The sequence below is a fragment of the Microbacterium sp. Leaf288 genome (genome assembly GCF_001422925.1).
Lineage (GTDB): Bacteria > Actinomycetota > Actinomycetes > Actinomycetales > Microbacteriaceae > Microbacterium.
Genome location: NZ_LMNI01000011.1, coordinates 399,802 through 421,981, shown reverse-complemented (window position 1 = coordinate 421,981; position 22,180 = coordinate 399,802). Strand labels below are relative to the sequence as shown.

At 71.9% G+C, this 22,180-nt stretch carries 22 protein-coding genes; 3 read left to right on the top strand and 19 right to left on the bottom strand.

The window, feature by feature from the left end:
• The first annotated feature begins 3 nt into the window (after positions 1–3).
• Positions 4–1,599, top strand: coding sequence for an isocitrate lyase (locus tag ASF40_RS11225; RefSeq protein ID WP_056369053.1), 1,596 nt, complete (start codon positions 4–6; stop codon positions 1,597–1,599).
• A gap of 211 nt (positions 1,600–1,810) precedes the next feature.
• Here the strand turns inward: ASF40_RS11225 and ASF40_RS11220 are convergent, their stop codons facing one another.
• From ASF40_RS11220 to ASF40_RS11200, 5 genes are all read right to left on the bottom strand, one after another.
• Positions 1,811–2,443: a response regulator gene (locus ASF40_RS11220; RefSeq protein ID WP_056369052.1), complete on the bottom strand. Its 633-nt coding sequence runs from the start codon at positions 2,441–2,443 to the stop codon at positions 1,811–1,813.
• Positions 2,440–3,702, bottom strand: coding sequence for a sensor histidine kinase (locus tag ASF40_RS11215; protein WP_056369049.1), 1,263 nt, complete (start codon positions 3,700–3,702; stop codon positions 2,440–2,442). Before ASF40_RS11215 ends, ASF40_RS11220 begins: the two co-directional genes overlap by 4 nt.
• 30 nt (positions 3,703–3,732) lie before the next feature.
• Complete coding sequence (locus ASF40_RS11210; RefSeq protein WP_082497010.1) at positions 3,733–4,599, bottom strand: ABC transporter permease; 867 nt, start codon at positions 4,597–4,599, stop codon at positions 3,733–3,735.
• A complete protein-coding gene (locus ASF40_RS11205; protein ID WP_056369048.1) occupies positions 4,596–5,486 on the bottom strand; it encodes an ABC transporter ATP-binding protein in 891 nt (296 codons plus the stop codon). Before ASF40_RS11205 ends, ASF40_RS11210 begins: the two co-directional genes overlap by 4 nt.
• 111 nt (positions 5,487–5,597) lie before the next feature.
• The gene (locus tag ASF40_RS11200) at positions 5,598–5,936 is read right to left on the bottom strand and encodes a hypothetical protein (protein ID WP_056369045.1); all 339 of its coding nucleotides are present in this window, start codon (positions 5,934–5,936) and stop codon (positions 5,598–5,600) included.
• Positions 5,937–6,086: 150 nt separating this feature from the next.
• Between ASF40_RS11200 and ASF40_RS11195 the strand changes: the two genes are divergently transcribed.
• Positions 6,087–7,289 carry a pyridoxal phosphate-dependent aminotransferase gene (locus ASF40_RS11195; RefSeq protein ID WP_056369890.1) on the top strand — a complete coding sequence of 401 codons (1,203 nt, stop codon included), beginning with the start codon at positions 6,087–6,089 and terminating at the stop codon, positions 7,287–7,289.
• Between the two features lie 173 nt (positions 7,290–7,462).
• Here ASF40_RS11195 and ASF40_RS11190 read toward each other — a convergent pair whose 3' ends face one another.
• The 6 genes from ASF40_RS11190 to ASF40_RS11165 form a co-directional block, all read right to left on the bottom strand.
• The gene (locus ASF40_RS11190) at positions 7,463–8,599 is read right to left on the bottom strand and encodes a UDP-N-acetylmuramate dehydrogenase (protein WP_056369044.1); all 1,137 of its coding nucleotides are present in this window, start codon (positions 8,597–8,599) and stop codon (positions 7,463–7,465) included.
• A 3-nt stretch (positions 8,600–8,602) separates the two neighbouring features.
• Entirely contained in the window at positions 8,603–9,016 is a 414-nt protein-coding gene (locus ASF40_RS11185) for a MaoC/PaaZ C-terminal domain-containing protein (RefSeq protein ID WP_056369042.1), read from the bottom strand.
• The gene (locus tag ASF40_RS11180) at positions 9,013–9,462 is read right to left on the bottom strand and encodes an FAS1-like dehydratase domain-containing protein (protein ID WP_056369040.1); all 450 of its coding nucleotides are present in this window, start codon (positions 9,460–9,462) and stop codon (positions 9,013–9,015) included. The genes ASF40_RS11185 and ASF40_RS11180 overlap by 4 nt, the downstream gene beginning before the upstream one ends.
• 9 nt (positions 9,463–9,471) lie before the next feature.
• Entirely contained in the window at positions 9,472–10,311 is an 840-nt protein-coding gene (locus ASF40_RS11175) for a sulfite exporter TauE/SafE family protein (RefSeq protein ID WP_056369038.1), read from the bottom strand.
• Positions 10,308–11,126: a DUF2510 domain-containing protein gene (locus tag ASF40_RS21110; protein ID WP_056369036.1), complete on the bottom strand. Its 819-nt coding sequence runs from the start codon at positions 11,124–11,126 to the stop codon at positions 10,308–10,310. Before ASF40_RS21110 ends, ASF40_RS11175 begins: the two co-directional genes overlap by 4 nt.
• A gap of 158 nt (positions 11,127–11,284) precedes the next feature.
• Entirely contained in the window at positions 11,285–13,405 is a 2,121-nt protein-coding gene (locus ASF40_RS11165) for a heavy metal translocating P-type ATPase (protein WP_056369888.1), read from the bottom strand.
• A gap of 246 nt (positions 13,406–13,651) precedes the next feature.
• Between ASF40_RS11165 and ASF40_RS21660 the strand changes: the two genes are divergently transcribed.
• The gene (locus ASF40_RS21660; RefSeq protein ID WP_327037408.1) at positions 13,652–15,034 is read left to right on the top strand and encodes an alpha/beta fold hydrolase; all 1,383 of its coding nucleotides are present in this window, start codon (positions 13,652–13,654) and stop codon (positions 15,032–15,034) included.
• Between the two features lie 17 nt (positions 15,035–15,051).
• On the opposite strand, the gene ASF40_RS11150 is transcribed toward ASF40_RS21660, so the two are convergent.
• Genes ASF40_RS11150 through ASF40_RS11115 form a run of 8 tightly spaced genes read right to left on the bottom strand, consistent with a single transcriptional unit; the run spans position 15,052 to position 22,178 of the window.
• Positions 15,052–15,546 (bottom strand): GNAT family N-acetyltransferase, encoded by a 495-nt coding sequence (locus ASF40_RS11150; RefSeq protein WP_056369034.1) that lies wholly within the window; start codon positions 15,544–15,546, stop codon positions 15,052–15,054.
• A gap of 41 nt (positions 15,547–15,587) precedes the next feature.
• Positions 15,588–17,228: a hypothetical protein gene (locus ASF40_RS11145; RefSeq protein WP_056369032.1), complete on the bottom strand. Its 1,641-nt coding sequence runs from the start codon at positions 17,226–17,228 to the stop codon at positions 15,588–15,590.
• On the bottom strand, positions 17,225–17,974 hold the full coding sequence (locus tag ASF40_RS11140; RefSeq protein WP_056369029.1) for a RibD family protein: 750 nt from the start codon (positions 17,972–17,974) through the stop codon (positions 17,225–17,227). The genes ASF40_RS11145 and ASF40_RS11140 overlap by 4 nt, the downstream gene beginning before the upstream one ends.
• Positions 17,971–18,924: a lysylphosphatidylglycerol synthase transmembrane domain-containing protein gene (locus tag ASF40_RS11135; RefSeq protein WP_056369027.1), complete on the bottom strand. Its 954-nt coding sequence runs from the start codon at positions 18,922–18,924 to the stop codon at positions 17,971–17,973. The genes ASF40_RS11140 and ASF40_RS11135 overlap by 4 nt, the downstream gene beginning before the upstream one ends.
• Complete coding sequence (locus tag ASF40_RS11130) at positions 18,912–19,748, bottom strand: hypothetical protein (protein ID WP_056369026.1); 837 nt, start codon at positions 19,746–19,748, stop codon at positions 18,912–18,914. The genes ASF40_RS11135 and ASF40_RS11130 overlap by 13 nt, the downstream gene beginning before the upstream one ends.
• Positions 19,745–20,758 (bottom strand): glycosyltransferase family 4 protein, encoded by a 1,014-nt coding sequence (locus tag ASF40_RS11125; RefSeq protein WP_056369023.1) that lies wholly within the window; start codon positions 20,756–20,758, stop codon positions 19,745–19,747. The genes ASF40_RS11130 and ASF40_RS11125 overlap by 4 nt, the downstream gene beginning before the upstream one ends.
• Positions 20,755–21,150 (bottom strand): 6-pyruvoyl trahydropterin synthase family protein, encoded by a 396-nt coding sequence (locus tag ASF40_RS11120; protein WP_056369021.1) that lies wholly within the window; start codon positions 21,148–21,150, stop codon positions 20,755–20,757. The genes ASF40_RS11125 and ASF40_RS11120 overlap by 4 nt, the downstream gene beginning before the upstream one ends.
• Positions 21,147–22,178 carry a zinc-dependent alcohol dehydrogenase gene (locus ASF40_RS11115; RefSeq protein WP_082497009.1) on the bottom strand — a complete coding sequence of 344 codons (1,032 nt, stop codon included), beginning with the start codon at positions 22,176–22,178 and terminating at the stop codon, positions 21,147–21,149. The genes ASF40_RS11120 and ASF40_RS11115 overlap by 4 nt, the downstream gene beginning before the upstream one ends.
• Positions 22,179–22,180: the final 2 nt, after the last annotated feature.

The window sequence follows — 22,180 nt, the reverse complement described above, 5'->3', positions numbered from 1 at the left end:
ACAATGACTGCCTATCAGGACGACATCGAAGCCATCCGGGCGCTCAAGCAGCAGCACGGCTCGAGCTGGGATGCCATCGACCCCGAGTCCGCCGCCCGCATGCGCGCGCAGAACCGCTTCCGCACGGGGCTCGAGATCGCCCAGTACACGGCCGACATCATGCGCCGCGACATGGCCGAGTACGACGCGGACTCGTCGGTCTACACCCAGTCGCTCGGCGTCTGGCACGGCTTCATCGGGCAGCAGAAGCTCATCTCGATCAAGAAGCACCTGAAGAGCACGAACAAGCGCTACCTCTACCTGTCGGGGTGGATGGTCGCCGCGCTCCGCTCCGAGTTCGGGCCGCTTCCCGATCAGTCGATGCACGAGAAGACGGCGGTCCCGGCCCTCATCGAGGAGCTGTACACGTTCCTCCGTCAGGCCGACGCGCGTGAGCTCGATCTGCTGTTCACGCAGCTCGACGACGCGCGCGTCGCCGGCGACGAGACCGCGGTCGAGTTCATCCAGTCGCAGATCGACAGCTACGAGACCCACGTGGTGCCGATCATCGCCGACATCGACGCGGGCTTCGGCAACCCCGAGGCCACGTATCTGCTGGCGAAGAAGATGATCGAGGCGGGCGCGTGCGCCATCCAGATCGAGAACCAGGTGTCGGATGAGAAGCAGTGCGGCCACCAGGACGGCAAGGTGACTGTTCCGCATGAGGACTTCATCGCGAAGCTCACGGCAGTGCGCTACGCCTTCCTCGAGCTCGGCATCGACAACGGCATCATCGTGGCCCGCACCGACTCGCTCGGCGCCGGACTCACGCAGAAGCTCGCGGTCACGCACCGGCCCGGCGACCTCGGCGACCAGTACAACTCGTTCCTCGACGTCGAGGAGATCTCGGACTCCGACCTCGGCAACGGCGACGTCGTCATCAAGCGCGAGGGCACGCTGCTGCGCCCGAAGCGTCTGGCCAGCAACCTTTATCAGTTCCGCCCCGGGACCGGTGAGGAGCGCGTCGTGCTCGACTGCATCACGTCGCTGCAGAACGGCGCCGACCTGCTGTGGATCGAGACCGAGAAGCCGCACGTGGAGCAGATCGCCGGCATGGTCGACGCGATCCGCGAGGTCATCCCGAACGCGAAGCTCGTCTACAACAACAGCCCGTCGTTCAACTGGACGCTCAACTTCCGCCAGCAGGCGTACGACCTCCTGGCGGAGCGGGGCGAGGATGTCTCGGCCTACGACCGTGGCGACCTGATGAACGTCGCGTACGACGACACCGAGCTCGCACGGCTGGCCGATGAGAAGATCCGCACGTTCCAGCGGGACGGCGCCGCCCGCGCGGGGATCTTCCACCACCTCATCACCCTGCCGACCTACCACACGGCGGCCCTGTCGACCGATGACCTCGCGAAGGGCTACTTCGGCGACGAGGGCATGCTCGCCTACGTGAAGGGCGTGCAGCGTCGCGAGATCCGCGAGGGCATCGCCACGGTCAAGCACCAGAACATGGCGGGAAGCGACATCGGCGACAACCACAAGGAGTACTTCGCCGGCGACGCGGCCCTCAAGGCCGGCGGTCAGCACAACACGATGAACCAGTTCGGCTGAGTTCTCGCACGGATGCCGCGGCCCGCGCACTGCGCCGGGTCGCGGCATCCGTGTACCTGGTGTCAGCGCCCTCGCGCGCCGTACGCACCATCGGATCCGCACGTGCGGACGTGCCGCAGGACACACCGATGACGGATGCCGCCGCACGGCGTGTCGGGCCTGGTCACCGCAGGAGCGGATCCGATTCTGTGCACGAACCGGTCGAGGGCGATCACCCGAGCAGTCCGCGCTCCATGGCGAGGGTCACGGCGCGCGTGCGATCGGCGACGCCGAGCTTCTCGAACACCTTGAGCAGGTGCGTCTTGACCGTCGACTCGCCGATGCCGAGGACCACCGCGATCTGCTTGTTGCTGTGGCCCGTCGCCACCAGCCGCAGCACGTCGAGCTCCCTCGCGGTCAGCACCGTCTCGGGCTCCGGCCGCCGCATGCGCTCGACGAGCCTCACCGCCACCTGAGGCGACAGCGCCGACTGCCCCGCCGCCACCGAGCGGATGCCGGCGACGATCTCGGCCTGCGGTGCGGCCTTCAGGAGGTACCCCGTCGCACCGGCCTCGATGGCGGCCAGGATCTGGTCGTCGGACTCGTACGTGGTGAGGATCAGCACGCGCGGCGGAGGATCACCCGCCTCTCCCCCGGCGATCCGGGCGGTGGCGGCGACACCGTCGACGTGCGGCATGCGCAGGTCCATCAGCACGACGTCGGGGCGGGTCGCGTCCGCGAGACGCACGGCTTCATCGCCGTCGGATGCCTCGGCCACGACTTCGAAGCCGGGTTCATCCGAGAGCAGTCCGGCGAGGCCGGCACGCACCACCGGGTGGTCGTCGGCGATGAGCAGCCGGATCACAGGCGATCTCCCTTCGTCCGGACGGCCTCGGCCGCCGCAACTCCCATCGCGGCGGGCATCACCGGGGCGGACACGCCGGCACCCCGTTCGTCCTGCGACGCCGCCGGAAGCCTGACCGTCAGCGTCGCGCCCTCGCCCGGTGCCGAGGCAACGTCGAACGTGCCGCCCGCGAGCGCCACACGCTCGCGCATGCCGTCCAGCCCGAACCCGCTCGTGGGCCGCGAGGTGTCGAAGCCGCGCCCGTCATCGGCCACCTCGAGTGCCGCGGCGCCGTCCGCCGCGACCTCGACGCGCACCGTCACCTCCGCCGCGGCGGCGTGCTTCGTCACGTTCGACAGCGCCTCCTGCAGGCAGCGCAGCAGCACCACCTGGGCTTCGCGGTCGAGTTCGCCCTCCACGCGGGCGGTGTCGAGTGCGATGCGGGCCGCACCGTGCTCGCGGAACCGCTCGATGAGCCGCTCGACCGCGGCGCCGAAGGCGGGCTCGCGGGGGACGGCCGCCGTACGGGCGACGAGGGCGCGTGCCTCGGCGAGGGCGTCGCGCGCGACCTGCTCGACCGTCGCGATCGTGGTGGCGGCAGCATCCGTCTGCCCCTCCCTCGACTGCCGGCCCGCCCGCTCGGCGAAGATCACGAGCCCGGCGAGCGTCTGCGCGAGGGTGTCGTGGATGTCGCGGGCCAGGCGCTCGCGCTCGGCGGACGCGCCGCGCTCCCTGCTGAGGGCCTCGACCTCGGTCTGCGCCGCCGTCAGTTCGGCGAGCAGGCGCTCCCGCTCCTCGCCGTACTCGGCGATGCGGGCGATCCACAGGCCGATGGCGATCGCGAACGAGAGCGAGAAGACCGCGGTGGTCGCGCCGGCGACGACCGAGTCCAGGTTGGCTCCATAGCCGAAGCTCGCTCCGACGAATACGCTCCCCGCGATCACCGCCGAGCCGCCGATTCCGCGCTTGCGCGAGTCGCCGATGACCCACACCAGGGGGTACGCCAGGGTCTGGAGCATCGCCATGAACGGAGCTGCGCCCGCGCCGATCCCCGCGGCGACGGCTGCCACCGACAGGAAGGCGGGGTACCGCCACGCCGCGCGCGGCGGCTCGATCGCGTCGCGGCCGATCAGGGCGTAGCCCAGCACGAAGAGGCCGATCGCCGCGAGCGCGATCGCGGTGCGCGCGGCGGTCGCGGGTGGGAAGAGGAAGACGAGCGCGAGGGCGATGACGGCGCACACGATCGACACGATCGCGTCCCATCCCCGCTTCGTCAGCATCGTCCCTCTTCCCCTCGGCCCATCCGCAGGCTATGCGTCGCGCCGGATCCAGCGGAAGGTGATCCGCGAGAGCACCAGACCCACGACGAGCCAGACGCCGAGCGCGATCGCGACGCCCGCGAGGTTCCACTCGCCGTTCTGCTCCAGTGTGGCGTACTCCTCGGGCAGGAACACCGCGCGCATGCCCTGCGCCATCCACTTGAGCGGGAAGAGGCCCGCGACGTTCTGCAGCCACTCCGGCAGCTGCGAGAACGTGAGGTAGACGCCTGAGATGAACTGCAGCGCGAGGGCGATCGGCACGACCACCGCGGTCGCGCTCTTCCCGGTGCGCGGCACGGACGACAGTGCGACGCCGAGCAGGGCCGACGTCGTGATGCCGAGCACGAACACCCACGCGAACGTCGCCCAGCGCGCGGGCTCCGTCGGCAGCTCGACACCGAGCACCGTTGCCGCGAACAGCAGGAGCAGTGCGGATTGCAGCACTCCCGTGACCAGCACCTGTCCGATCTTGCCGACGAAGTAGCTCACCGGCGACAGCGGCGTGCCGCCGAGTCGCTTGAGCATGCCGTCGGACCGCTCGATCGCGATGTCCATCGCGAGATTCTGGAACCCCGAGAGCAGCAGGCCGGCGGCGATCATGCCGGGCAGGTACAGCTCGGCCATCGAGATCGCCGGCACGCCGGGGGCGACCTGCACGTCGCCGTCCGATCCGAACGCGACGCTGAACAGCCCCAACATGAAGACCGGGAAGAGGAACGTGAAGAACAGCGTGTCGCCCGAGCGGAAGTACTGCATCAGCTCGAACCGCGTGCGCCAGACTCCGACGCTCAGGACGTTGCGGCGCGCTCGTCGCGGACCGACACCCGCGACCCGCGCCTTCTCGACGGTGGCGCTCATCGCACCGCTCCCTTCTTGTCGACAGCAGCACTCGCGGCGGCGTCGGTGGTCTCGCCGACCATCTGGAGGTAGACGTCCTCGAGGCTCGGCCGCACGATCTCGAGCTCGGCGGGCGCCTCGCCCAGCCGCGCGGCCAGGGCGATCGCGAACGCGAAGGGATCGTCGGAGCGCTCGTGCCGCAGCATCCCGTCCTCCACCCATCGCACGATCGGAACGCGCGCGGCCTCGCCGCCGAACCCCGCGACGGGCCCGATCGCCTGCAGCCGGCCGGCGGCGATCACCGCGACGCGGTCGGCGAGCTGCGCCGCCTCGTCGAGATAGTGCGTGGTCAGCACGATCGTCGTGCCTTCGGCCTGAAGGCGCCGGATGAGCTCCCAGAACTCGCGCCGCGCGTGCGGGTCGAATCCCGTCGTGGGCTCGTCGAGGAAGAGCAGCTCGGGGCGGCCGATGATCCCGAGGGCCACATCGACGCGCCGCTGCTGTCCGCCCGAGAGCTTCGAGATGCGCGTCTTCGCCTGCGCCTCGAGGCCGACGGCCGCGATCACCTCGTCGACGTCGCGGGGATCCGGGTAGAAGCCCGCGAACTGCCGCAGCTGCTCGCGGACGGTGACGAGACCGGACTGGCCGGTCGACTGGAGCACGATGCCCAGCCGCGCCTTGAGGTCGAGCCCGCCGGTGGCCGGGTCGACCCCGAGCACCTCGACGTCGCCGCCCGTGCGGCGCCGGTACCCCTCGAGGATCTCGACGGTCGTCGACTTGCCGGCGCCGTTCGGCCCGAGCAGGGCGAAGGTCTCGCCGCGCTCGATCTCGAACGACACCCCGTCGACGACCGTGCGGTCGCCATAGGTCTTCCGCAGGTTCCGCACCCGCACCGCTTGTGTCTGCATGCTTCCAGCGTCACGGAAGACGGATGCTGCGCCCAGCGGTCATCCGCAGGAGACGGCATCCCCCATTCGGTGGATGCCACGGCGCATCGCGCTGCCGCGGCTCGAACCGGATCAGTGCCGCGACGCGACCATCACCGGGACCGGCACAGCGCGGGCCTCGGCGTCCGCCCGCTCTTCGGCGCGGAGCATGCGCTGACCGCGGATGCCTCCCGCCAGCGCCCAGGCGAGCAGCCACACCCCCGAGACGACCGTGACGATGAACGCGACGCGCAGGCCGACGTCGGGGTCGAGCAGCAGCACGAGGCTGATCAGGGCGACGAGTCCGCCGAGGATGGCGCCCGTGGCGCCGATGATGGTCAGCACGCACCCGCGCGCGAGCCACCAGGCGATCCCACCGGCGATGACGAGCACGATGGCGAGCACGACGGCTCCCCAGATCCAGGCGTCCACGACGCACAGGGTACCGCGTCGCCGGGCCGATCCGGAAGAGCGCTTACCCATCGGACGATCCGTCGCGTCGTGCGCGCATCCCGCACGCGCGCGGGCCACACGTCCGCAATCGGCGCTGAAGCCCGCCGCCGCGCGGACTACGCTCGAACCGTGACAGAACGCGCACCGCTCTCCCGCAAGCTCTCCGCCATCGCCGAGTCCGCGACCCTGAAGGTCGATGCCAAGGCGAAGGCTCTGCAGGCCGCCGGTCGGCCCGTCATCTCGTATGCGGCGGGCGAGCCCGATTTCGCGACGCCGCAGTTCATCGTGGACGCCGCCGCGGAGGCCCTCCACAACCCCGCGAACTTCCGCTACACGCCCGCCGCCGGTCTTCCGGTGCTGCGCGAGGCGATCGCCGCGAAGACGCTCCGCGACTCGGGTCTCGAGGTCGACCCGTCGCAGGTCATCGTCACCAACGGCGGCAAGCAGGCCGTCTACCAGGCCCTCCAGACCGTCGTGAACCCCGGCGACGAGGTGCTGCTGCCGGCTCCGTACTGGACCACCTACCCCGAGGCGATCGCGCTGGCCGACGGCATCCCCGTCGAGGTCTTCGCCGGCGCCGACCAGGACTACAAGGTGACCATCGAGCAGCTCGAGGCCGCCCGCACCGACAAGACCACGGCGCTCGTGTTCGTGTCGCCGTCGAACCCGACCGGCTCGGTCTACACGCTGGAGGAGACCGAGGCCATCGGCCGGTGGGCCGTCGAGCACGGCATCTGGATCATCTCGGACGAGATCTACCAGAACCTCGTCTACGAAGGCACGCGTGCGGTGTCGATCGTGGAGGCGGTTCCGGAGGCCGCGGGCCAGACGATCCTCGTGAACGGCGTCGCGAAGACGTACGCGATGACCGGCTGGCGCCTGGGCTGGATGGTCGGCCCCAAGGACGCCATCAAGATCGCCGGCAACCTGCAGTCGCACCTGTGCTCAAACGTCAACAACATCGCGCAGCGCGCGGCGCTGGCGGCCCTCTCCGGACCGCAGGACGAGGTCGAGCAGATGCGCCAGGCCTTCGACCGCCGCCGCAAGCTGATCGTCGCCGAGCTGTCGAAGATCGACGGCGTCGCGGTGCCGACGCCGCTGGGCGCCTTCTACGCCTACCCCGACGTCCGCGGACTCCTCGGCCGCGAGTGGGCGGGTGTCACGCCGACGACCTCCCTCGAGCTGGCCGATCTCATCCTCGAGAAGGCCGAGGTCGCCGTGGTTCCGGGCGAGGCCTTCGGACCCTCGGGCTACCTGCGCCTGTCGTACGCCCTGGGCGACGACGCCCTCCTCGAGGGCGTGCAGCGCATGCAGCGCCTCTTCGCGTCGTAACAACCCTTTCGGAACGCGGATGCCTCGGGTTCGCGGCATCCGCGTTTCTGCGTCTTTCGGCGGGTCGCTTCGGGGTTCGGGGCGCGTCCCGTGCCGTCGGGGCGCGCGCCGTGCGCCCCGAACGTTCGCCGTGCGCCCCAAAACCCTAGGGGGACGGATGCCTCGGCCCGGGGCTAGAGCTCGACGTTCACCAGGACGGGCTCGGGCTGCAGGATCAGGCCGAACTCGGACTGCACGCGGCCCTGGATGAAGCGGGCCAGCTCGGCGAGCTCGGCGGCGGTCGCATGACCCCGGTTCGTGAGCGCCAGGGCGTGCTTCGTCGACAGGCCGGCGCGTGAGCGCGGCAGCTTGAAGCCCTTGCGCACGCCGGCGTGCTCGATGAGCCAGCCGGCGCTCACCTTGACGTCGGATTCGACCGTCGTGGGCGCGGGAACGTAGCCGTCGAAGTTCGCGAGCGGGATGACGAGCACGGGGTCGAGATCGGGATGCACCGGCCAGCGCGGGCACGCCTCGGGGAGCGTGCGGGCGAAGGATGCCGACACCACGGCGTTCTGGAAGAACGACCCGGCGCTGTACGTGTCGGGGTCGTCGGCGTCGAGCACCATGCCCTTGGCGCGCCGGGTCTCGAGGATCCGCTCGCGCACCCACGCGAGGGTCGCCTCGTCGTCGGGGCCGAGGCGCAGCGCGGTGCGGAGCTGATCGCCGGCGATGCGACGGGCGCCCTGGCCGATGGCGGGGAGGTCCAGCGTCACCGAGAGGATCACCGCGCGCCGCGCGGGCACCGAGCCGTAGTGGTGCTTCAGGACGGACGTCCGGAAGCCCAGGCCCAGCTCGGCGGCGGGAACGGTCGACACCTCGGCGGTCGACTCGTCGAGCAGCTCGACCTCGCTGAGGGTCTGCACGATCTCCTGGCCGTACGCACCGATGTTCTGCACCGGGGCGGCACCGACGGTTCCGGGGATCCCCGACATCGCCTCGATGCCGCCGAGCCCTTCGGCGACCGCGAAGCCGACGAGGTCGTCCCAGTCGTGGCCCGCCTGCACCCTGAGCCGCACGCGTCCGGGCAGGGGCGACGGCATCCGTTCGATCCCCTTCGTGAGCACGCGCACGACGGTGCCGTCGAAAGGCTCGTCGCCGATGAAGAGGTTCGACCCGCCGCCGAGCACGAGCCACTCGTCGCCGGAGGCCCAGACGTCGCGCAGGGCGTCGACGAGCTCATCGGTGGTGTGGGCGTCGATCATGCGCGCAGGCAGACCGCCGGTGCGCAGCGTCGTGAGCCGCGCGAGCGGGATGGGGGTGACGTCGGGCATGCGTCAGGCGGTCCGGACGCGCACCTGCGCCTTGACGAGCACCGTGGCACCTTCGAACGACACGGTCAGGTCGATGCGGGCGGACTCCTCGTCGACCGCGCCGACCTTCGCCACGACGGTCACGTCGGCACCGGTCTCGGGGTCGACGACGACGGGCTTGGTGAAGCGCACGCCGTACTCGAGGATGCGGCCGGTGTCGCCGACCCACGACTCGATCGTGCCGACGGCGAGGCCCATCGTGAGCATGCCGTGGGCGAGCACGCCCGGAAGGCCCACCGCGGCCGCGACGTCGTCGCGGTAGTGGATCGGGTTGAAGTCTCCGGATGCCCCGGCGTACCGCACGAGCGACTCGCGCGTGAGGTGCACGGTGCGCTCGGCGACCACGTCGCCGACGGTCAGGTTCTGAAGCGCGCTCACTGGTCGCCCTCCCCCACGAGCAGGATGGTCGTCGTGGTGACGACGTGGTCGCCCGCGGCATCCGTGATCTCGGACTCGCTCGTCACCATCGCGGCAGCGCCCATGGCGCGCAGACCGGTGACCGACAGCTTCGCGGTGAGCTCGTCGCCTGCCACGATGGGCCGGGAGTAGCGGAACTTCTGCTCGGCGTGCAGCACGTTCTGGAGGACGATGCCCGCGTCGGGCTCGCCCAGCAGCTGCTGGAGCGTTGCATCGGTCACGACGATCGCGAAGGTCGGCGGCGCGACGACGTCGGCGTAGCCGAGCGCCTGGGCGGCGGCGAGGTCGGTGTGCTGCGGGTCATCGGCGAAGACGGCGCGCGCGAACTCGCGCACCTTCTCGCGACCCACGAGGTAGGGGGTCGTCGGCGGGAAGTCGCGGCCGACGAGCTCGGGGTTCACTGGCACCAGGCCATCCTACCGAGCGGCATCCCCCGACCCGGCCGGGCCGGCCTCCGGGCGAGGGCGCCCGCGCCAGGCCCGCAGGCCCATCTGCACCGCGATGATCACGAGGTACGCGGCGAAGAGCATGTTGCCGACGAACGGATCGATGAGCGTCGCCGCCCACGCGCCGAGCGCCGTCGTGGTGCACGCCGCCAGCCCGACGATCGCCGCCGCGACGAGGTCGACGTTGCGCCGCCGGATGTTGCCGACCGTGCCCGAGACGGCCGTCGGGATCATCATGAGCAGCGACGTGCCCTTGGCCACGAGGTCGCTGGTGCCGAACAGCACCATGAGCGCCGGAACCACGATGATCCCGCCGCCGACGCCGATCAGCCCCGACAGGATGCCGGTGACCACACCCAGCACGACGAGCAGGACTCCGCTCAGCCAGGTGAGGGAGAACTCGGCATCGCGGGACGGGATCACGATGAAGAGGCTGACGATCACCGCGGCGAGGAAGCCGACGAACGCCCACCGCAGCACCGTGAGCGAGAGCCGCGGGAGCAGCCACGTGCCGATCTGGGCGCCGAACACCGCACCCGCCGCGAGCAGCAGCGCGGGGATCCAGGCGACCGAGCCGTGCACGGCGTAGGAGATGACGCCCACCGTCGCGGTGGGCACGATCGCGGCCAGCGATGTGCCCGCGGCGAGCCGCTGGTCGAAGCGGAGGAACAGCACCAGGAACGGCACGATGACCGTGCCGCCGCCCACGCCGAACAGGCCCGACAGCAGACCTGCGAGCAGGCCGATGCCGATGCAGGTGAGGAAGAACCGAGCGTCGTGGAGAGGGCGCGCCGTCTCGGGCGAGGTCATTCGTACGACAGGTTGTCGATGACCCACTCGCCGTCCGACTGCACGAGCGTGTAGTGGTACACCGTGGCGCCGGGGGCCGGGTCGGTCGGCTGGCCGTCCTCGTCGATGAGCGCGGTGTACGTCTCGTTCGTCGTCACCGCGACCTGGTCGCCGACGGTCTCCACATCGGTGACCTTGATCTCGTAGTCGTCGAAGTTCTCGTCGAATGCGACAGCCTGGGATTCGAACGTGGCGCAGTCGAGCAGCCCGACGGTGTCGCGGAAGTTCTCGGACGTGGCGGCGGCGAACGAGTCGCAGTCGCCCTCCTGCCAGGCGTCGTCGTACAGGCCCACGGTCGCGACGGCTGCGCGCTCGTCCTCGGACTGACCGGCGCTGTTGGCGGTCGACGCCGAGAGCAGCAGCAGCGGGATCACGACGGCTGCGGCGATCACGATGCCGAGCAGCACCACGCCGAGCACCACCCACACGATCCAGAGCTTCGAAGTGCTCCGCGGCTCGGTCGCCGCGGCGAAGCCGCCGCCGGCAGGAGCGATGCCTGCGGGCATTCCGGGGTACACGCCCTGCGGATACCCCTCGACCGGCGCGCCCCCTTCCTGCACCGGGTACGGCTGCGCCGCCGGGAAGACGGGCTCCGTCGCGAACGCCTCCGGCTCGCCCGGCCCAGACAGCTCGGCCCCGGCGACGATCTCGGCTTCGGTCGGCGCCGCCGACGCCTCCGGGTCGGGCTGAGCGACGTGCTCCGTCCACTGCGCACCGTCCCACCAGCGCATCGCGCCGTGACCGTCGTCGTACCAGCCGGGAGGAGTCGTCGTCATCCTCAAACCCTATCCCCGCCACCTCTGGAGGCACGGATCGCGGATGCTGCGCCCGGGCGCCGGGGCGCAGCATCCGGTTCCCGGAATCAGCGGTCGAGGACGGCGCGGGCGCTCCGTTCGGGGGTGGGCCCACGCGGCCGGAGGCTCCGCGCGACGCGTCAGCGGCGCGTGGAGGGGCCGTGGGGAAGGTCGAGCCGGCGCAGCAGCTGCGCGTTGAGCGCCACGACGACCGTCGACAGCGACATCAGGATCGCGCCCACCGACATCGGCAGGACGAAGCCGATCGGGGCGAGGACGCCGGCCGCCAGCGGGACCGAGATGAGGTTGTAGCCGGCGGCCCACCAGAGGTTCTGCGTCATCTTGCGGTAGCTCGCGCGCGACAGCTCGATCACCGAGAGCACCGAGCGCGGGTCGCTCGACGCCAGGATGACCCCCGCCGACCCGATCGCGACGTCGGTGCCGGCGCCGATCGCGATGCCGACGTCGGCCCGCGCGAGCGCGGGGGCGTCGTTGACGCCGTCGCCCACCATCGCGACCTTGAGGCCCTCGCTCTGCAGCTCCGCGACCTTCCGCTCCTTGTCCTCCGGACGCACGCCGGCGAAGACCCGGCGGATGCCGAGCGCCTCGGCGACGGACCGCGCGACGGGCTCGGCATCGCCCGTGATCATGACGACCTCGACGCCCAGCCGGTGCAGCGCGTCGACGGCCTCGCGCGATTCGGGGCGGATCTCGTCAGCGAGCGCGAGCCCTCCGACGACGGCGCCGTCGCGCACGACGTGCAGCACGATCGAGCCCTGGTCGCGCCACGCGCCCGCGGCCGCGATGTCGGCACCCCCGATCTCGTCGAGGAGGCGCGGGCCGCCTACCCGCACCACGTGCCCGTCGACGGTCGCGGTCACGCCGACCGCCGGCGACGACTGGAAGCCGGAGGCGGCGGCGACCGCGAGGCCGCGCTCCTGGGCGGCACGCACGATCGCCTTCGCGAGCGGGTGCTCGCTGTCGGCCTCGGCCGCAGCGGCGAGCGCGAGCACGCCGTCCGCGTCGATGTCGGCCACCGCGGCGACGTCGACCACGGTGGGCTCGCCCTTCGTGAGGGTGCCCGTCTTGTCGAACAGCACCGCGCCGATCGTGCGCATGCTCTCGAGCGCCAGGCGGTCCTTGATCAGCACGCCGCCGCGCGCGGCGCGTTCCGTGGCGATCGACACCACGAGCGGGATCGCGAGGCCCAGTGCGTGCGGGCAGGCGATGACGAGGACGGTGATGGTGCGCACGACCGCCTCGTCGGGAAGACCGAACGCGGTCCACACGATCGCGGTCAGCGCCGCGGCACCGAGGGCGAACCAGAACAGCCAGCCGGCCGCACGGTCGGCCAGGCGCTGCGCACGCGACGTCGAGCTCTGCGCTTCGGCGACGAGCCGCTGGATGCCGGCGAGCGTGGTGTCGTCGCCGGTCGCGGTGACCTCGACCCGCAGCCCCGAGTCGGTGGCGACCGTGCCGGCGGTCACGTGGTCGCCGACGCCGCGGGCGACGGGCCGGGATTCGCCCGTCACCATCGACTCGTCCATGTCGGCGCCGCCGTCCACGACCCGGCCGTCGGCGGGAACACTGCCGCCGGGTCGCACCACGACGACATCGCCGAGCCGCAGCGCGGACGGTGTCACGGTGACGATACGGTCGCCCTCCACGCGCTCCGCCTCGTCGGGGAGGAGCGCGGCGAGGGAGTCCAGCGCCGAGGTCGTCCGGGCGAGCGAGCGCATCTCGATCCAGTGGCCGAGCAGCATGATCACGATGAGGAGGGCCAGCTCCCACCAGAACTCGAGCTCATGGTGCAGCAGCCCGAGGCTCGCACCCCACGACGCGAAGAACGCGACCGTGATCGCGAGGCCGATGAGGAGCATCATGCCGGGCTTGCGGGAGCGCAGCTCCGACACGGCGCCCGACAGGAAGGGCCAGCCGCCCCAGAAGTACATGACGGTGCCCAGCAGCGGCGAGATCCAGCCGACCCACGGAGCGTCGGGCAGCGTGTAGCCGAGCACCATAGCGAACATGCCCGAGAACGCGACCACGGGTACCGCGAGGGCGAGGTTGATCCAGAACAGCCGGCGGAAGCGGGCGACGTGGTCCGCGCCGTGGCCGGCATGCCCCATGTGGCCGGCGTGGCCGGCATGCCCTATGTGGCCGGCGTGATCGGAGTGGCCGGCGTGGCCGGCGTGATCGGCGGTCGCGATGTGATCAGCGTGCACCGCGTGGGCGGGGTCGGTCGTGGCGGTGGCGCTCATCGCCTGATGAGCCGCCTGATCGTTGTGGGTGTGGTCATGTGCCGCGTGGTCGTGCCCGGAGTGGTCATGGCGGCGATGCGGATCGGTCACGGTGCTCTCCTCGTCGAAGTACGTCTCCGTTATACCCCCTAGGGGTATCAAGTTCAATCGCCCTCGCGATCGTGCTATTCCCCGTCGCGCCGGATCGTGGCGGATGTCGGCGGAGCGCGCGACACTGACATCACCCTGGAGTCGCGAGGAGCACGAATGGACATCATCCTGGTCGCCGGCCTGTGGATGGGCGGGTGGGCGTGGTACGAGGTGGCGCCGGCCCTCGAGAGCGAAGGGCACCGGCCCGTGCCGCTCACCCTCCCCGGCATGGGATCGGTCGACGCCGACCGCTCGGCGATCACCCTCGCCGACCACGTCGCGGCGGTCGTGGCCGCCATCGACGAGGCGCCCGGCGAGCGGGTCGTCCTGGTCGGACACTCCGCGGGCGCGGGCATCGTGTACGCCGCGGCCGACGCACGGCCCGACCGTGTCGCGCGGCTCATCCTGATCGGAGGCTTCCCGACGGCCGACGGCGATCCGCTGCTCGACGGGTTCGCGACGGAGGGCGGCGAGCTCCCGCTGCCGCCGTGGAGCGAGTTCGACGACGCCGATCTGCGCGATCTCGGCGACGGCGGCAGGACGGCGTTCAGGACGTACGCGATCCCCTCGCCCGCCGGCGTCGTCACCGGCATCCAGCGCCTCGGCGACGACCGCCGCCTCGACATCCCCGTCACGGCGATCGCGACCGAGTACACGGTCGCCGACCTGCAGAGCTGGATCGACGCGGGTGCACCGCCGGTGAAGGAGTTCGCCCGCCTGCGCAACGTGACCTACGTCGACCTGCCGACGGGGCACTGGCCACAGCTGACGCGTCCGCACCAGCTGGCCCGCATCATCCTCGCGCAGCCGCCGCTCGGCGACGGCACCATCGCCCCGGAGGTCGAGACGATCAGCCCGGTCGCCTTCCACGCGTCCGAAGGCGTGGCGGACTGGAGAGTCCTCTACTGGGGCGCGCACGCCTTCTTCCGCGCCGAGTCGCTCTCCCACGGCGCACGGCTCGTGGCGGAGGTCGCCGCCATCGCCGAGGGCCTCGACCACTATCCCGACGTCGATCTCCGGCCCGAGGGTGTCTTCGTCAAGACCTTCAGCCGCCGCGACGGGGCGCTGAGCCGGACGGATGCCGACCTCGCGGCATCCGTATCACGCGCCGCCCGCGAGCTGGGCCTCGAGGCCGATCCGTCGGTGCTCACCGTCGTCGGCATCGCCGTGGCCCAGGGGCCCGATAGCCATGTCCGGCCGTTCTGGAGCGCCGCGCTCGGCTATGACCCGCTCGGCGGCGAGGACGCGATCGACCCGCTGCGCCGGAACCCGCACGTGTGGTTCCATCCGCTCGATCCGCCCAAGCCGGGTCGCGGGCGCACGCACATCGACATCTCCGTGCCGCGCGACCAGGTCCAGGCGCGCGTCGCGGCGGCGCTGGCCGCGGGCGGGCGGATGGCCGACGACTCCCACGCGCCGGAGTGGTGGACCCTCACGTCGCCCGACAACCACGGCGTCGACATCGCCGCCTGGACCGACGACTCGGACTTCTCGGGCTGAACTCCTCGGACCGCAGGTCACCTCAGCATGCGCACGTCGATGATCGACGGCACCATCGGGTCGGTCTGCTCGGCGCCGTCGAAGTCGAACCCGTTGCGCCGGTAGAAGGCGATGGCGCGGGGGTTCTCCTTCGCCACCCACAGCACCGCGGGACCCTCGTCGAGCACCGCGTCGAGCAGCGCCTGCCCGGCTCCTCCGCCGTGATCCGCGGCCGCGACGTAGAGCATGTACAGCTGGCGCTCGCAGGGCGGCGGCGCCCCGTCGAACTCCAGGCCCGGTCCCGAGGTCGCGAAGCCGATGATGCGACCCTCGCTCTCGGCGACCCAGACGCGCCATTCGTCGCGAGGGTTGCCGAGGATGCGGGCCCACATGCTCTGTCGCCCGTGCACGAAGTCGTCGTCGAAGAAGCCGGCGGGCAGGAGGTGGGTGTACGTCTCTCGCCACGTCGCCACGTGGAGCGCGGCGATCTCGGCTGCGTCGCGCGGCTCGGGCACGCGCAGGGTGAACGTCATGCCGTCATCCTGCCAGCGGGCGGGGCACGCGGACAGAGGCGTCACCCCGCTGCGCCGTATGCCGCTAAGAAGCGGTCGCGGAAGGCGTCCATGCGCCACACCGGCGACGCGTCCGACGGGCGCAGCCCGGCAGTCCAGTTCCAGTCGGTGATCGCGTCGAAGACCGCCGGGTCCTTCGCGACGATGCTGATCGGCACGTCGCGACTGGCACCCTCGCCGCTCACGACCGTGGCCGGCTGGTGGTCGCCGAGCATGACCACGACGAGGTTCGGATCGTCGACGTTCTCGAGGAAGGACAGCATCGACCCGAGCGTGTACTCGACCGATCTCCCGTAGTAGCGCTGGATCGTCTTCGGGTCCTTCCAGACCTCGCTCGCCTGCTGACTCCGCGCGGGCTGGTCGTCGTAGACCGATCCGTCTCCCACCTCGCCCCACGGCACGAGCTCGGGAAGCGGCGCCCACGGCGTATGGGACGACACCAGATCGAGCTCCGCCATGACGGGCAGGTCCGAAGGCGCGAGCACCTGGTCGGCGAAGTGCTTGAGCGTGTACTGGTCGGGAATGCGCGCGTAACCGAACGAAGGGCCGCGGTAGCCGACGTTCGTCGCGTCGAGCAGCGTGTCGTAGTGGTAGAACGAGGTCCCGACGTCCCACGGATGCCGGTTCGACGGGACGTCGCTCACCGTGCGCCAGCCCGCACGGCCGAACGCCGCGCTCAGCGTGAGCCGATCGGTCCGCACCACCAGGTCGTACACCGCCTGGGAGTCGACCCACACCCCCGTCTGCAGCGTCGAGTGCGCCAGCCAGCTCACGCCGCCGTACGTGGGCGAGGTCAGCCAGGCGCTCCGCGTCGCGTACCCGTCGGCCCGGAGCGTCTCCTCGCCACGGCGCAGGATGTCGTTCACCCCGTCCGCGATGCCGTCGCCCTCGAGCGCGACGCGCCCGTAGCTCTCCACGAACACGAACAGCACGTCCTTGCCCTGCAGTGCCGTCAGCAGGTCCGGTGCCGGCACTGCCGCGAACGGATCGTCGGCGACGTCGCGGGCGACCTGCGCCCTGGTCTCGAGCGCCGACACGGCGCGCGACACCGCAGAGCCGACGGATGAGGCGGATGCCGCGGCCGCGACCGGGTCCTGGATCCGCAGGGGCGGCGCCGCGGCCGCCATCACGATCCAGGCCACGGTGACGGTGGCGAGCACGGTGCGCCCGCGATCGCCTCGACGTCGCAGCGCGGCGTCCACGCGGAGGGCAGCCCAGCCCGCGGCGATCCCCACGGCGACGATCAGGGCCACGGCCGCGGTGAACGCCGCGCTCGCCGGCCCCGGCCCGATCGCCGAGGCGACGACGCCGTAGGCGTCGCCCAGCTGCAGCCAGTCGAGCGGAACGAAATGGATGCCGAGGGCCGCCTCGTAGCCCCGATCGATGCTCGCAAGGAGGACGGCGACGGCCACGAACACCCCGAAGGCCGTCGCAACGGCGCGGCGCAGCATCCGCCACGGAATCAGCGGCAGCGCGAGCAGCACCACGATCGATTCGACCGGGATGCGGACGAGGTCGACGACCGACCCCGTCGCGAGGGCACCCGGGATGAGGGGAAGCACGACCAGGACGACGATCGCGCCGACGAGCGCGAGCCGTCTGCGCCAGACCGGGGCGACCTGCGGGCCGGGCATCGTGCTCACGGGCTTTCGACGGCGATGCGTCCGGCTCCCGTCGGCTGCGGATGAGGGTCGAGCATGCCGAAGCGGTCGGACAGCGCGTAGCGCAGCAGGACGACGTCGCCGATCTGGCGCGTGTCGGCCAGGTGCGCCCGACGCGAGGCCGTCCAGGGATAGGCGGCGGGTCCGACCACCCGCGGGGCTCCGGTCTCGCCGACGAAGAACGGTGCGACCACCAGGTGCAGCTCATCGACGAGGTCCGCACCGAGGAACTGGGTCAGCACCGTGCCGCCGCCCTCGACCATGAGGCTGCGCACGCCGTGGTGGGCGGCGAGGTCGTCGAGCAGAGCGTCCATCGTGACGCACTCGTCGCCGATCCCCACCACGACCGCACGATGGCCGAGCCGGGCGGAGAGCTCCGCCGCGCGCTCGCGCGGGCAGTAGACGATCCGGGGCCCCTCGCCCGTCGTGAAGAACGCGGCGTCGGCCGACAGATCGCCGCTCGCGGTGACCGTCACCTTCGCCGGGGACTCCTGACGCCCCGCAGCCCGCCGCCGCGCGCGGCGCGCGGCATCCCGCACCAGCAGGCGGGGGTTGTCACGTCGCACGGTCGATGCGCCGACCATGATCGCGTCGTGAAGAGCGCGCACGTCGTCGACGCGGTCGAGATCGGCGGCGTTCGACATCGCGAGCCGGTGCGGCTCGGCACTGTCGAGATATCCGTCGATCGACATCGCGCAGCTGAGGGTGACGTACGGGCGCTCGCTCATGCGGATCTCCTCTTCCCGATGATGCTCCTCGCGGGCACCGATCGGAAGCGGTCGGCGACCAGCGCGAGCGCGCCCGGCAGGACGGCGACCACGGTGAGCACGCCGAACGCGGTCGAGACGGCGACGCCGGCGCCGGCGCCGAGTCCTGCGAGCGCGAACGCCGAGGCGGCGACCGCCTCGCGCGGCCCCCAGCCGCCGACGTTGACGGGGATCGCGGCCGCGCCGAGCACGATCAGGGCCACGACGGCGAGCTCGTCCGCACCGGCGTGCACCCCTGCCGCGATCCCCGCGACCACGAAGGTGGTCGCGTGCGCCGCGACGACGACGACCGATGCGGCCGCGATCGCGAACAGCGCGGCCGGCCGTGTCAGCACGGGGCGCAGCATCCGGCACTCCCTCCGCAGAGCGGCGCGACCGCGCCGGGTCGCGGCGACCACTCCCACGAAGACGATCGCGAGCACGACGATCGCACCGCTGATCCACGCGAGCGGTGCCAGCGGCGACGCCAGTCCCAGCGACACGAGGATCGCGAGCGTGAGCACCACCTGGACGAGCTGTCCCGCGACCCGCTCGGCCGCGACGGCCCGGGCGGCGAGGTCGACGCGCTCGTGGTGCCGTCCGTGGACGTAGGCGCGGTGGACGTCACCCACGACTCCCCCGGGCAGGACGGTGTTCAGGAACTGGGACCGGTAGTACGACGCGAAGGCCTCGCTCCACGGGAGCGGCAGCCCGAAGCCCGCCGAGACGATCCGCCAGCGCCAGGCGGCGGCCGCCGTGGCGACGGCGGCGAGCGCCACCGCGACGAGGATCGTGGGCGGCGAGATCGACGCCAGCCCGTGCAGGAACGGTCCGACGCCGACGACGGCGATCGTGCCGGCGACGACGGCCAGCGCCGCCGCGATCCGGAGCAACGACCGCACGCGCGGGGGGATCCTGCTCAGCGCGGCCATGCCAGCAGATCCTCGTGGAAGACCGTCACGCGCAGCCGCCCGTCCGCGGCCAGCGCAAGCCGGCGCTCGCGATACGCGCCGGCGTCGGACGCGAGCTCGGGACGCTGCTCGACCGCGGCGCCGATCCAGCCGTCCAGCCACTCGCCGATGAGCGCCGTGTCGCGATGCGCGAGGCGCCACGGGGTCACCGCCGTGCGCACGTTCCAGCCGGCGTCGGCGAAGAGGGCGGCGACCGCGGCCACCGCGTCGGGTCCCAGCATCCGTCGCCCCGACACATCCCGACGCTGGTGGTCGTTGAAGGCGGACTCGCAGGCGCGCTCGACCTCGTCGGGCCGCTCGGCGGGACGAAGCCTGGCCGAGCCTGTCACGGAGAGACTGAACAGCGCCGGAGTACCCGCGGCGACGCAGGCGGAGACGACGTGGGCGGCCTCGGCCTCGGTGAGCACATCGAGGAGAGCGGATGCCGTCACCGCCGCCGCACCGTGAAAGGCGTCGATCGGCAGCGAGGCCAGATGCTCGACGACCACGTCCGCGGCGATGGGGCGGCCCGCCTCGTCGACGACGGTGCTCAGGTCGAGATGCTCGACGATGTCGGCGTCGCCGTCGCGGAGCACCCACCGCTGAGGCCCCGGCAGTCGCGGAGCGAGCCACCGCGTCATCGAGCCGGTCCCCGCGCCGAGGTCGTGCAGCACGACCGGCGCCGACGGGGAGCCGGGCACGATCAGCCGCGCGAGATCGCGGGCGAGGTCGACCGAGCGCGCGTCGTCGTCGGCGGGCGCGCGCAGTGCGAGCCACCCGGCCGTCGCCGTCGAGATCGTGGTCATGCCGCCTCCAATGCCGCGGCCACGCGGCTCACGGTGTCGCGCCATGTCGGCAGGGTCGCGCGCGCGGCGAGCGCCTCGCGGCGCAGGCGTGCCCGCAAGGAGGCGTCCGAGAGCCACGCGTCCAGCGCCTCGGCGAGGGCGGCCGGGTCGCCGGCTCGGACGAGCAGTCCTCCCCCGCCGGCGAGCGCATCGGGGATGCCACCGGTTTCGGCGGCGAGCACGGGGATCCCCCGTGCCCGCGCGTCGGCGATCGCCATCCCGGAGCTTTCGACGCGGGACGGGGCGATCAGCAGTGCGCAGTGCCGGTACTCGTCGGCGAGGGCAGGGCCGTCGAGCACGCCGGCGAGCCGCACTCTGCCGGCGAGGGCGGCTGCCTGTCGCGCGATCCTCGCCGCGAACTCCGGGAAGACCTCGGTCGAGCCGACGATCGTGCAGGTCCAGTCGTCGGCGGCCACCCGCGCGAGCGCGGCCAGCAAGGTGTCCTGCCCCTTGTGCGGGGCGATCACGCCGATGCACAGCAGCTCGCCCTCGGCGGCCGGCGGCGACGGCTCTGCCGGGCGGGCTCCCGGGACGGCGACCACCGTGCGATCCGGGTTCGCCAGCCCACGTCGGGCGAGTTCGTCCGCCGTCCAGTCGCTCGTGACGATCACGTCGTGCGCAGACGCGAAGGCCCGCCGTTCGGCGTCGATCGCGGCATCCGTGGCGTCCGCGAAGGCCGCCGTCACCATGTGGGCGAGCACCGTCAGTCGCAGCCGCCCCGCCGCCTCCTCCACGGCTGCCGGCGCCCAACCCGCCACGAGTCCGTCGACCAGCACCCGCGACCCGTCGGGCGCGTCACGGAGGACGGATGCTGCGCCCCCCGCGTCCGCCGCTTCGCACACGTCCACGTCCCAGCCGCGGTGGCGGAGACCGTCTCGGATGTGCCGGTCGTACACGTTGCCGCCGCTCACGCGCCGGGGGTCGTCGACCCCGGCGGGCACGACGAAGCGGAGGGACGGAGCATCCGTCACAGCGCCACCTCGTAGGAGGCCCACGCGACGTGCGATTCGTGCAGCGTCACGGCGATCCCGCTCAGCTTCGCCTCGCCGACGTCACCGTCCTTCACTCGTGCGGCCAGCCGATCGCCGATGATCTGGCACAGCCGCTCGGTCGTGGTGTTCATCCCCTGCAGGTCGGGCTCGTCGTCGAGGTTGCGGTAGGTCAGCGCGCCGACGATGTCGCGGAGCACCTCGCTCGCGCGGCCGATGTCGACGACGACGCCGTGCGCGTCGAGCTCGTCGGCACGGAACGTCGCGTCGACGAGGAACGTCGCGCCGTGCAGCTGCTGCGCGGGGCCGAAGACGTCGCCGCGCAGGCTGTGCGCGATCATGATGTGGTCGCGGACGGTGACGCTGAAGCTCATTCGGCAGTCCAATCGATCGTGTGGCACAGTTCGCCGGCGGTGCCGTCGGCGAGCGCGGCGGTGACCTCGGGCAGCTGCCGCCACGTCGAGGCGCCCGCCAGAAGCTCGTCGAACGCAGGATCCTCCAGGAGTCGCAGCGCCAGCGCAAGACGGTTGCGCGTCGTGCGGGAACCTCTCCGGCGCGCGGCGACCTCACCGACCTGACTCGGTCGGAGGGCGATGCGGCGGGAATGGAAGTCCGCACCGAGCTCCAGCGAGACCGGGCGGCTGCCGTACCAGCTGGCGACGATCACCTCGCCGTCGGTGGGCGCGAGGCCGAGCGCCAGCTGCAGCCCGGCGCCGGCGCCGCTGGCCTCGATCACGACGTCGGCGGGTGCGATCTCCTCCGTCGCGAGCGCGAAGCCGACGCCGAGCGCCTCGGCGGTCGCCGCACGCGCCGGGTCGACATCGACGAGGGTGACCTCGGAACCCGGGATGCCGCGCGCCACGCGCGCGATCGCGCACCCGATCATGCCCGCGCCGACGACGATCACCCGGTCGCCGACGAGGGGGGCGGCATCCCACAGCACATTGACCGCGGTCTCGACCGCGCCGGCGAGCACCGCCCGGCGCGGCGGGACGGCGTCCGGCACCGGATGGAGCGCCTCCGCGGGAACGACGAAGTGCGACTGGTGCGGGAACAGCGAGAACACGGTGCGGCCTCGAAGTGCGGCGGGCCCGTGCTCGACCGTTCCCACGTTGAGGTACCCGTACTTCACCGGGAAGGGGAAGTCCCCCTCCTGGAAGGGGGCACGCATGCGCTCGCGCTCCGACGCGGGCACCTCGCCCCGGGCGACGAGGGCTTCCGTGCCGCGACTGACGCCGGTGAAGAGAGTGCGCACCGAAGCCTCGCCGTCGGAGACGCCGGGCAGCGGTTCGCGGCGGAACTCGCCCTGCCCGGCGCCGACCGTCCACCAGGCGGTCGCGGCATCCGGAATCTCGCGGTGAACCTCAGCGGGTCCCTGTGTCGTGTTCCCCGTGACCGCCATGA

Coding starts and splice junctions, on each gene's coding strand:
- ASF40_RS11225 (WP_056369053.1), top strand. CDS start 4: ATGACTGCCTATCAGGACGACATCGAAGCCATCCGGGCGCTCAAGCAG.
- ASF40_RS11215 (WP_056369049.1), bottom strand. CDS start 3,702: ATGCTGACGAAGCGGGGATGGGACGCGATCGTGTCGATCGTGTGCGCC.
- ASF40_RS11210 (WP_082497010.1), bottom strand. CDS start 4,599: ATGAGCGCCACCGTCGAGAAGGCGCGGGTCGCGGGTGTCGGTCCGCGA.
- ASF40_RS11205 (WP_056369048.1), bottom strand. CDS start 5,486: ATGCAGACACAAGCGGTGCGGGTGCGGAACCTGCGGAAGACCTATGGC.
- ASF40_RS11190 (WP_056369044.1), bottom strand. CDS start 8,599: ATGCCCGACGTCACCCCCATCCCGCTCGCGCGGCTCACGACGCTGCGC.
- ASF40_RS11175 (WP_056369038.1), bottom strand. CDS start 10,311: ATGACCTCGCCCGAGACGGCGCGCCCTCTCCACGACGCTCGGTTCTTC.
- ASF40_RS21110 (WP_056369036.1), bottom strand. CDS start 11,126: ATGACGACGACTCCTCCCGGCTGGTACGACGACGGTCACGGCGCGATG.
- ASF40_RS11165 (WP_056369888.1), bottom strand. CDS start 13,405: ATGAGCGCCACCGCCACGACCGACCCCGCCCACGCGGTGCACGCTGAT.
- ASF40_RS21660 (WP_327037408.1), top strand. CDS start 13,652: ATGGACATCATCCTGGTCGCCGGCCTGTGGATGGGCGGGTGGGCGTGG.
- ASF40_RS11150 (WP_056369034.1), bottom strand. CDS start 15,546: ATGACGTTCACCCTGCGCGTGCCCGAGCCGCGCGACGCAGCCGAGATC.
- ASF40_RS11140 (WP_056369029.1), bottom strand. CDS start 17,974: ATGAGCGAGCGCCCGTACGTCACCCTCAGCTGCGCGATGTCGATCGAC.
- ASF40_RS11135 (WP_056369027.1), bottom strand. CDS start 18,924: ATGGCCGCGCTGAGCAGGATCCCCCCGCGCGTGCGGTCGTTGCTCCGG.
- ASF40_RS11130 (WP_056369026.1), bottom strand. CDS start 19,748: ATGACCACGATCTCGACGGCGACGGCCGGGTGGCTCGCACTGCGCGCG.
- ASF40_RS11120 (WP_056369021.1), bottom strand. CDS start 21,150: ATGAGCTTCAGCGTCACCGTCCGCGACCACATCATGATCGCGCACAGC.
- ASF40_RS11115 (WP_082497009.1), bottom strand. CDS start 22,178: ATGGCGGTCACGGGGAACACGACACAGGGACCCGCTGAGGTTCACCGC.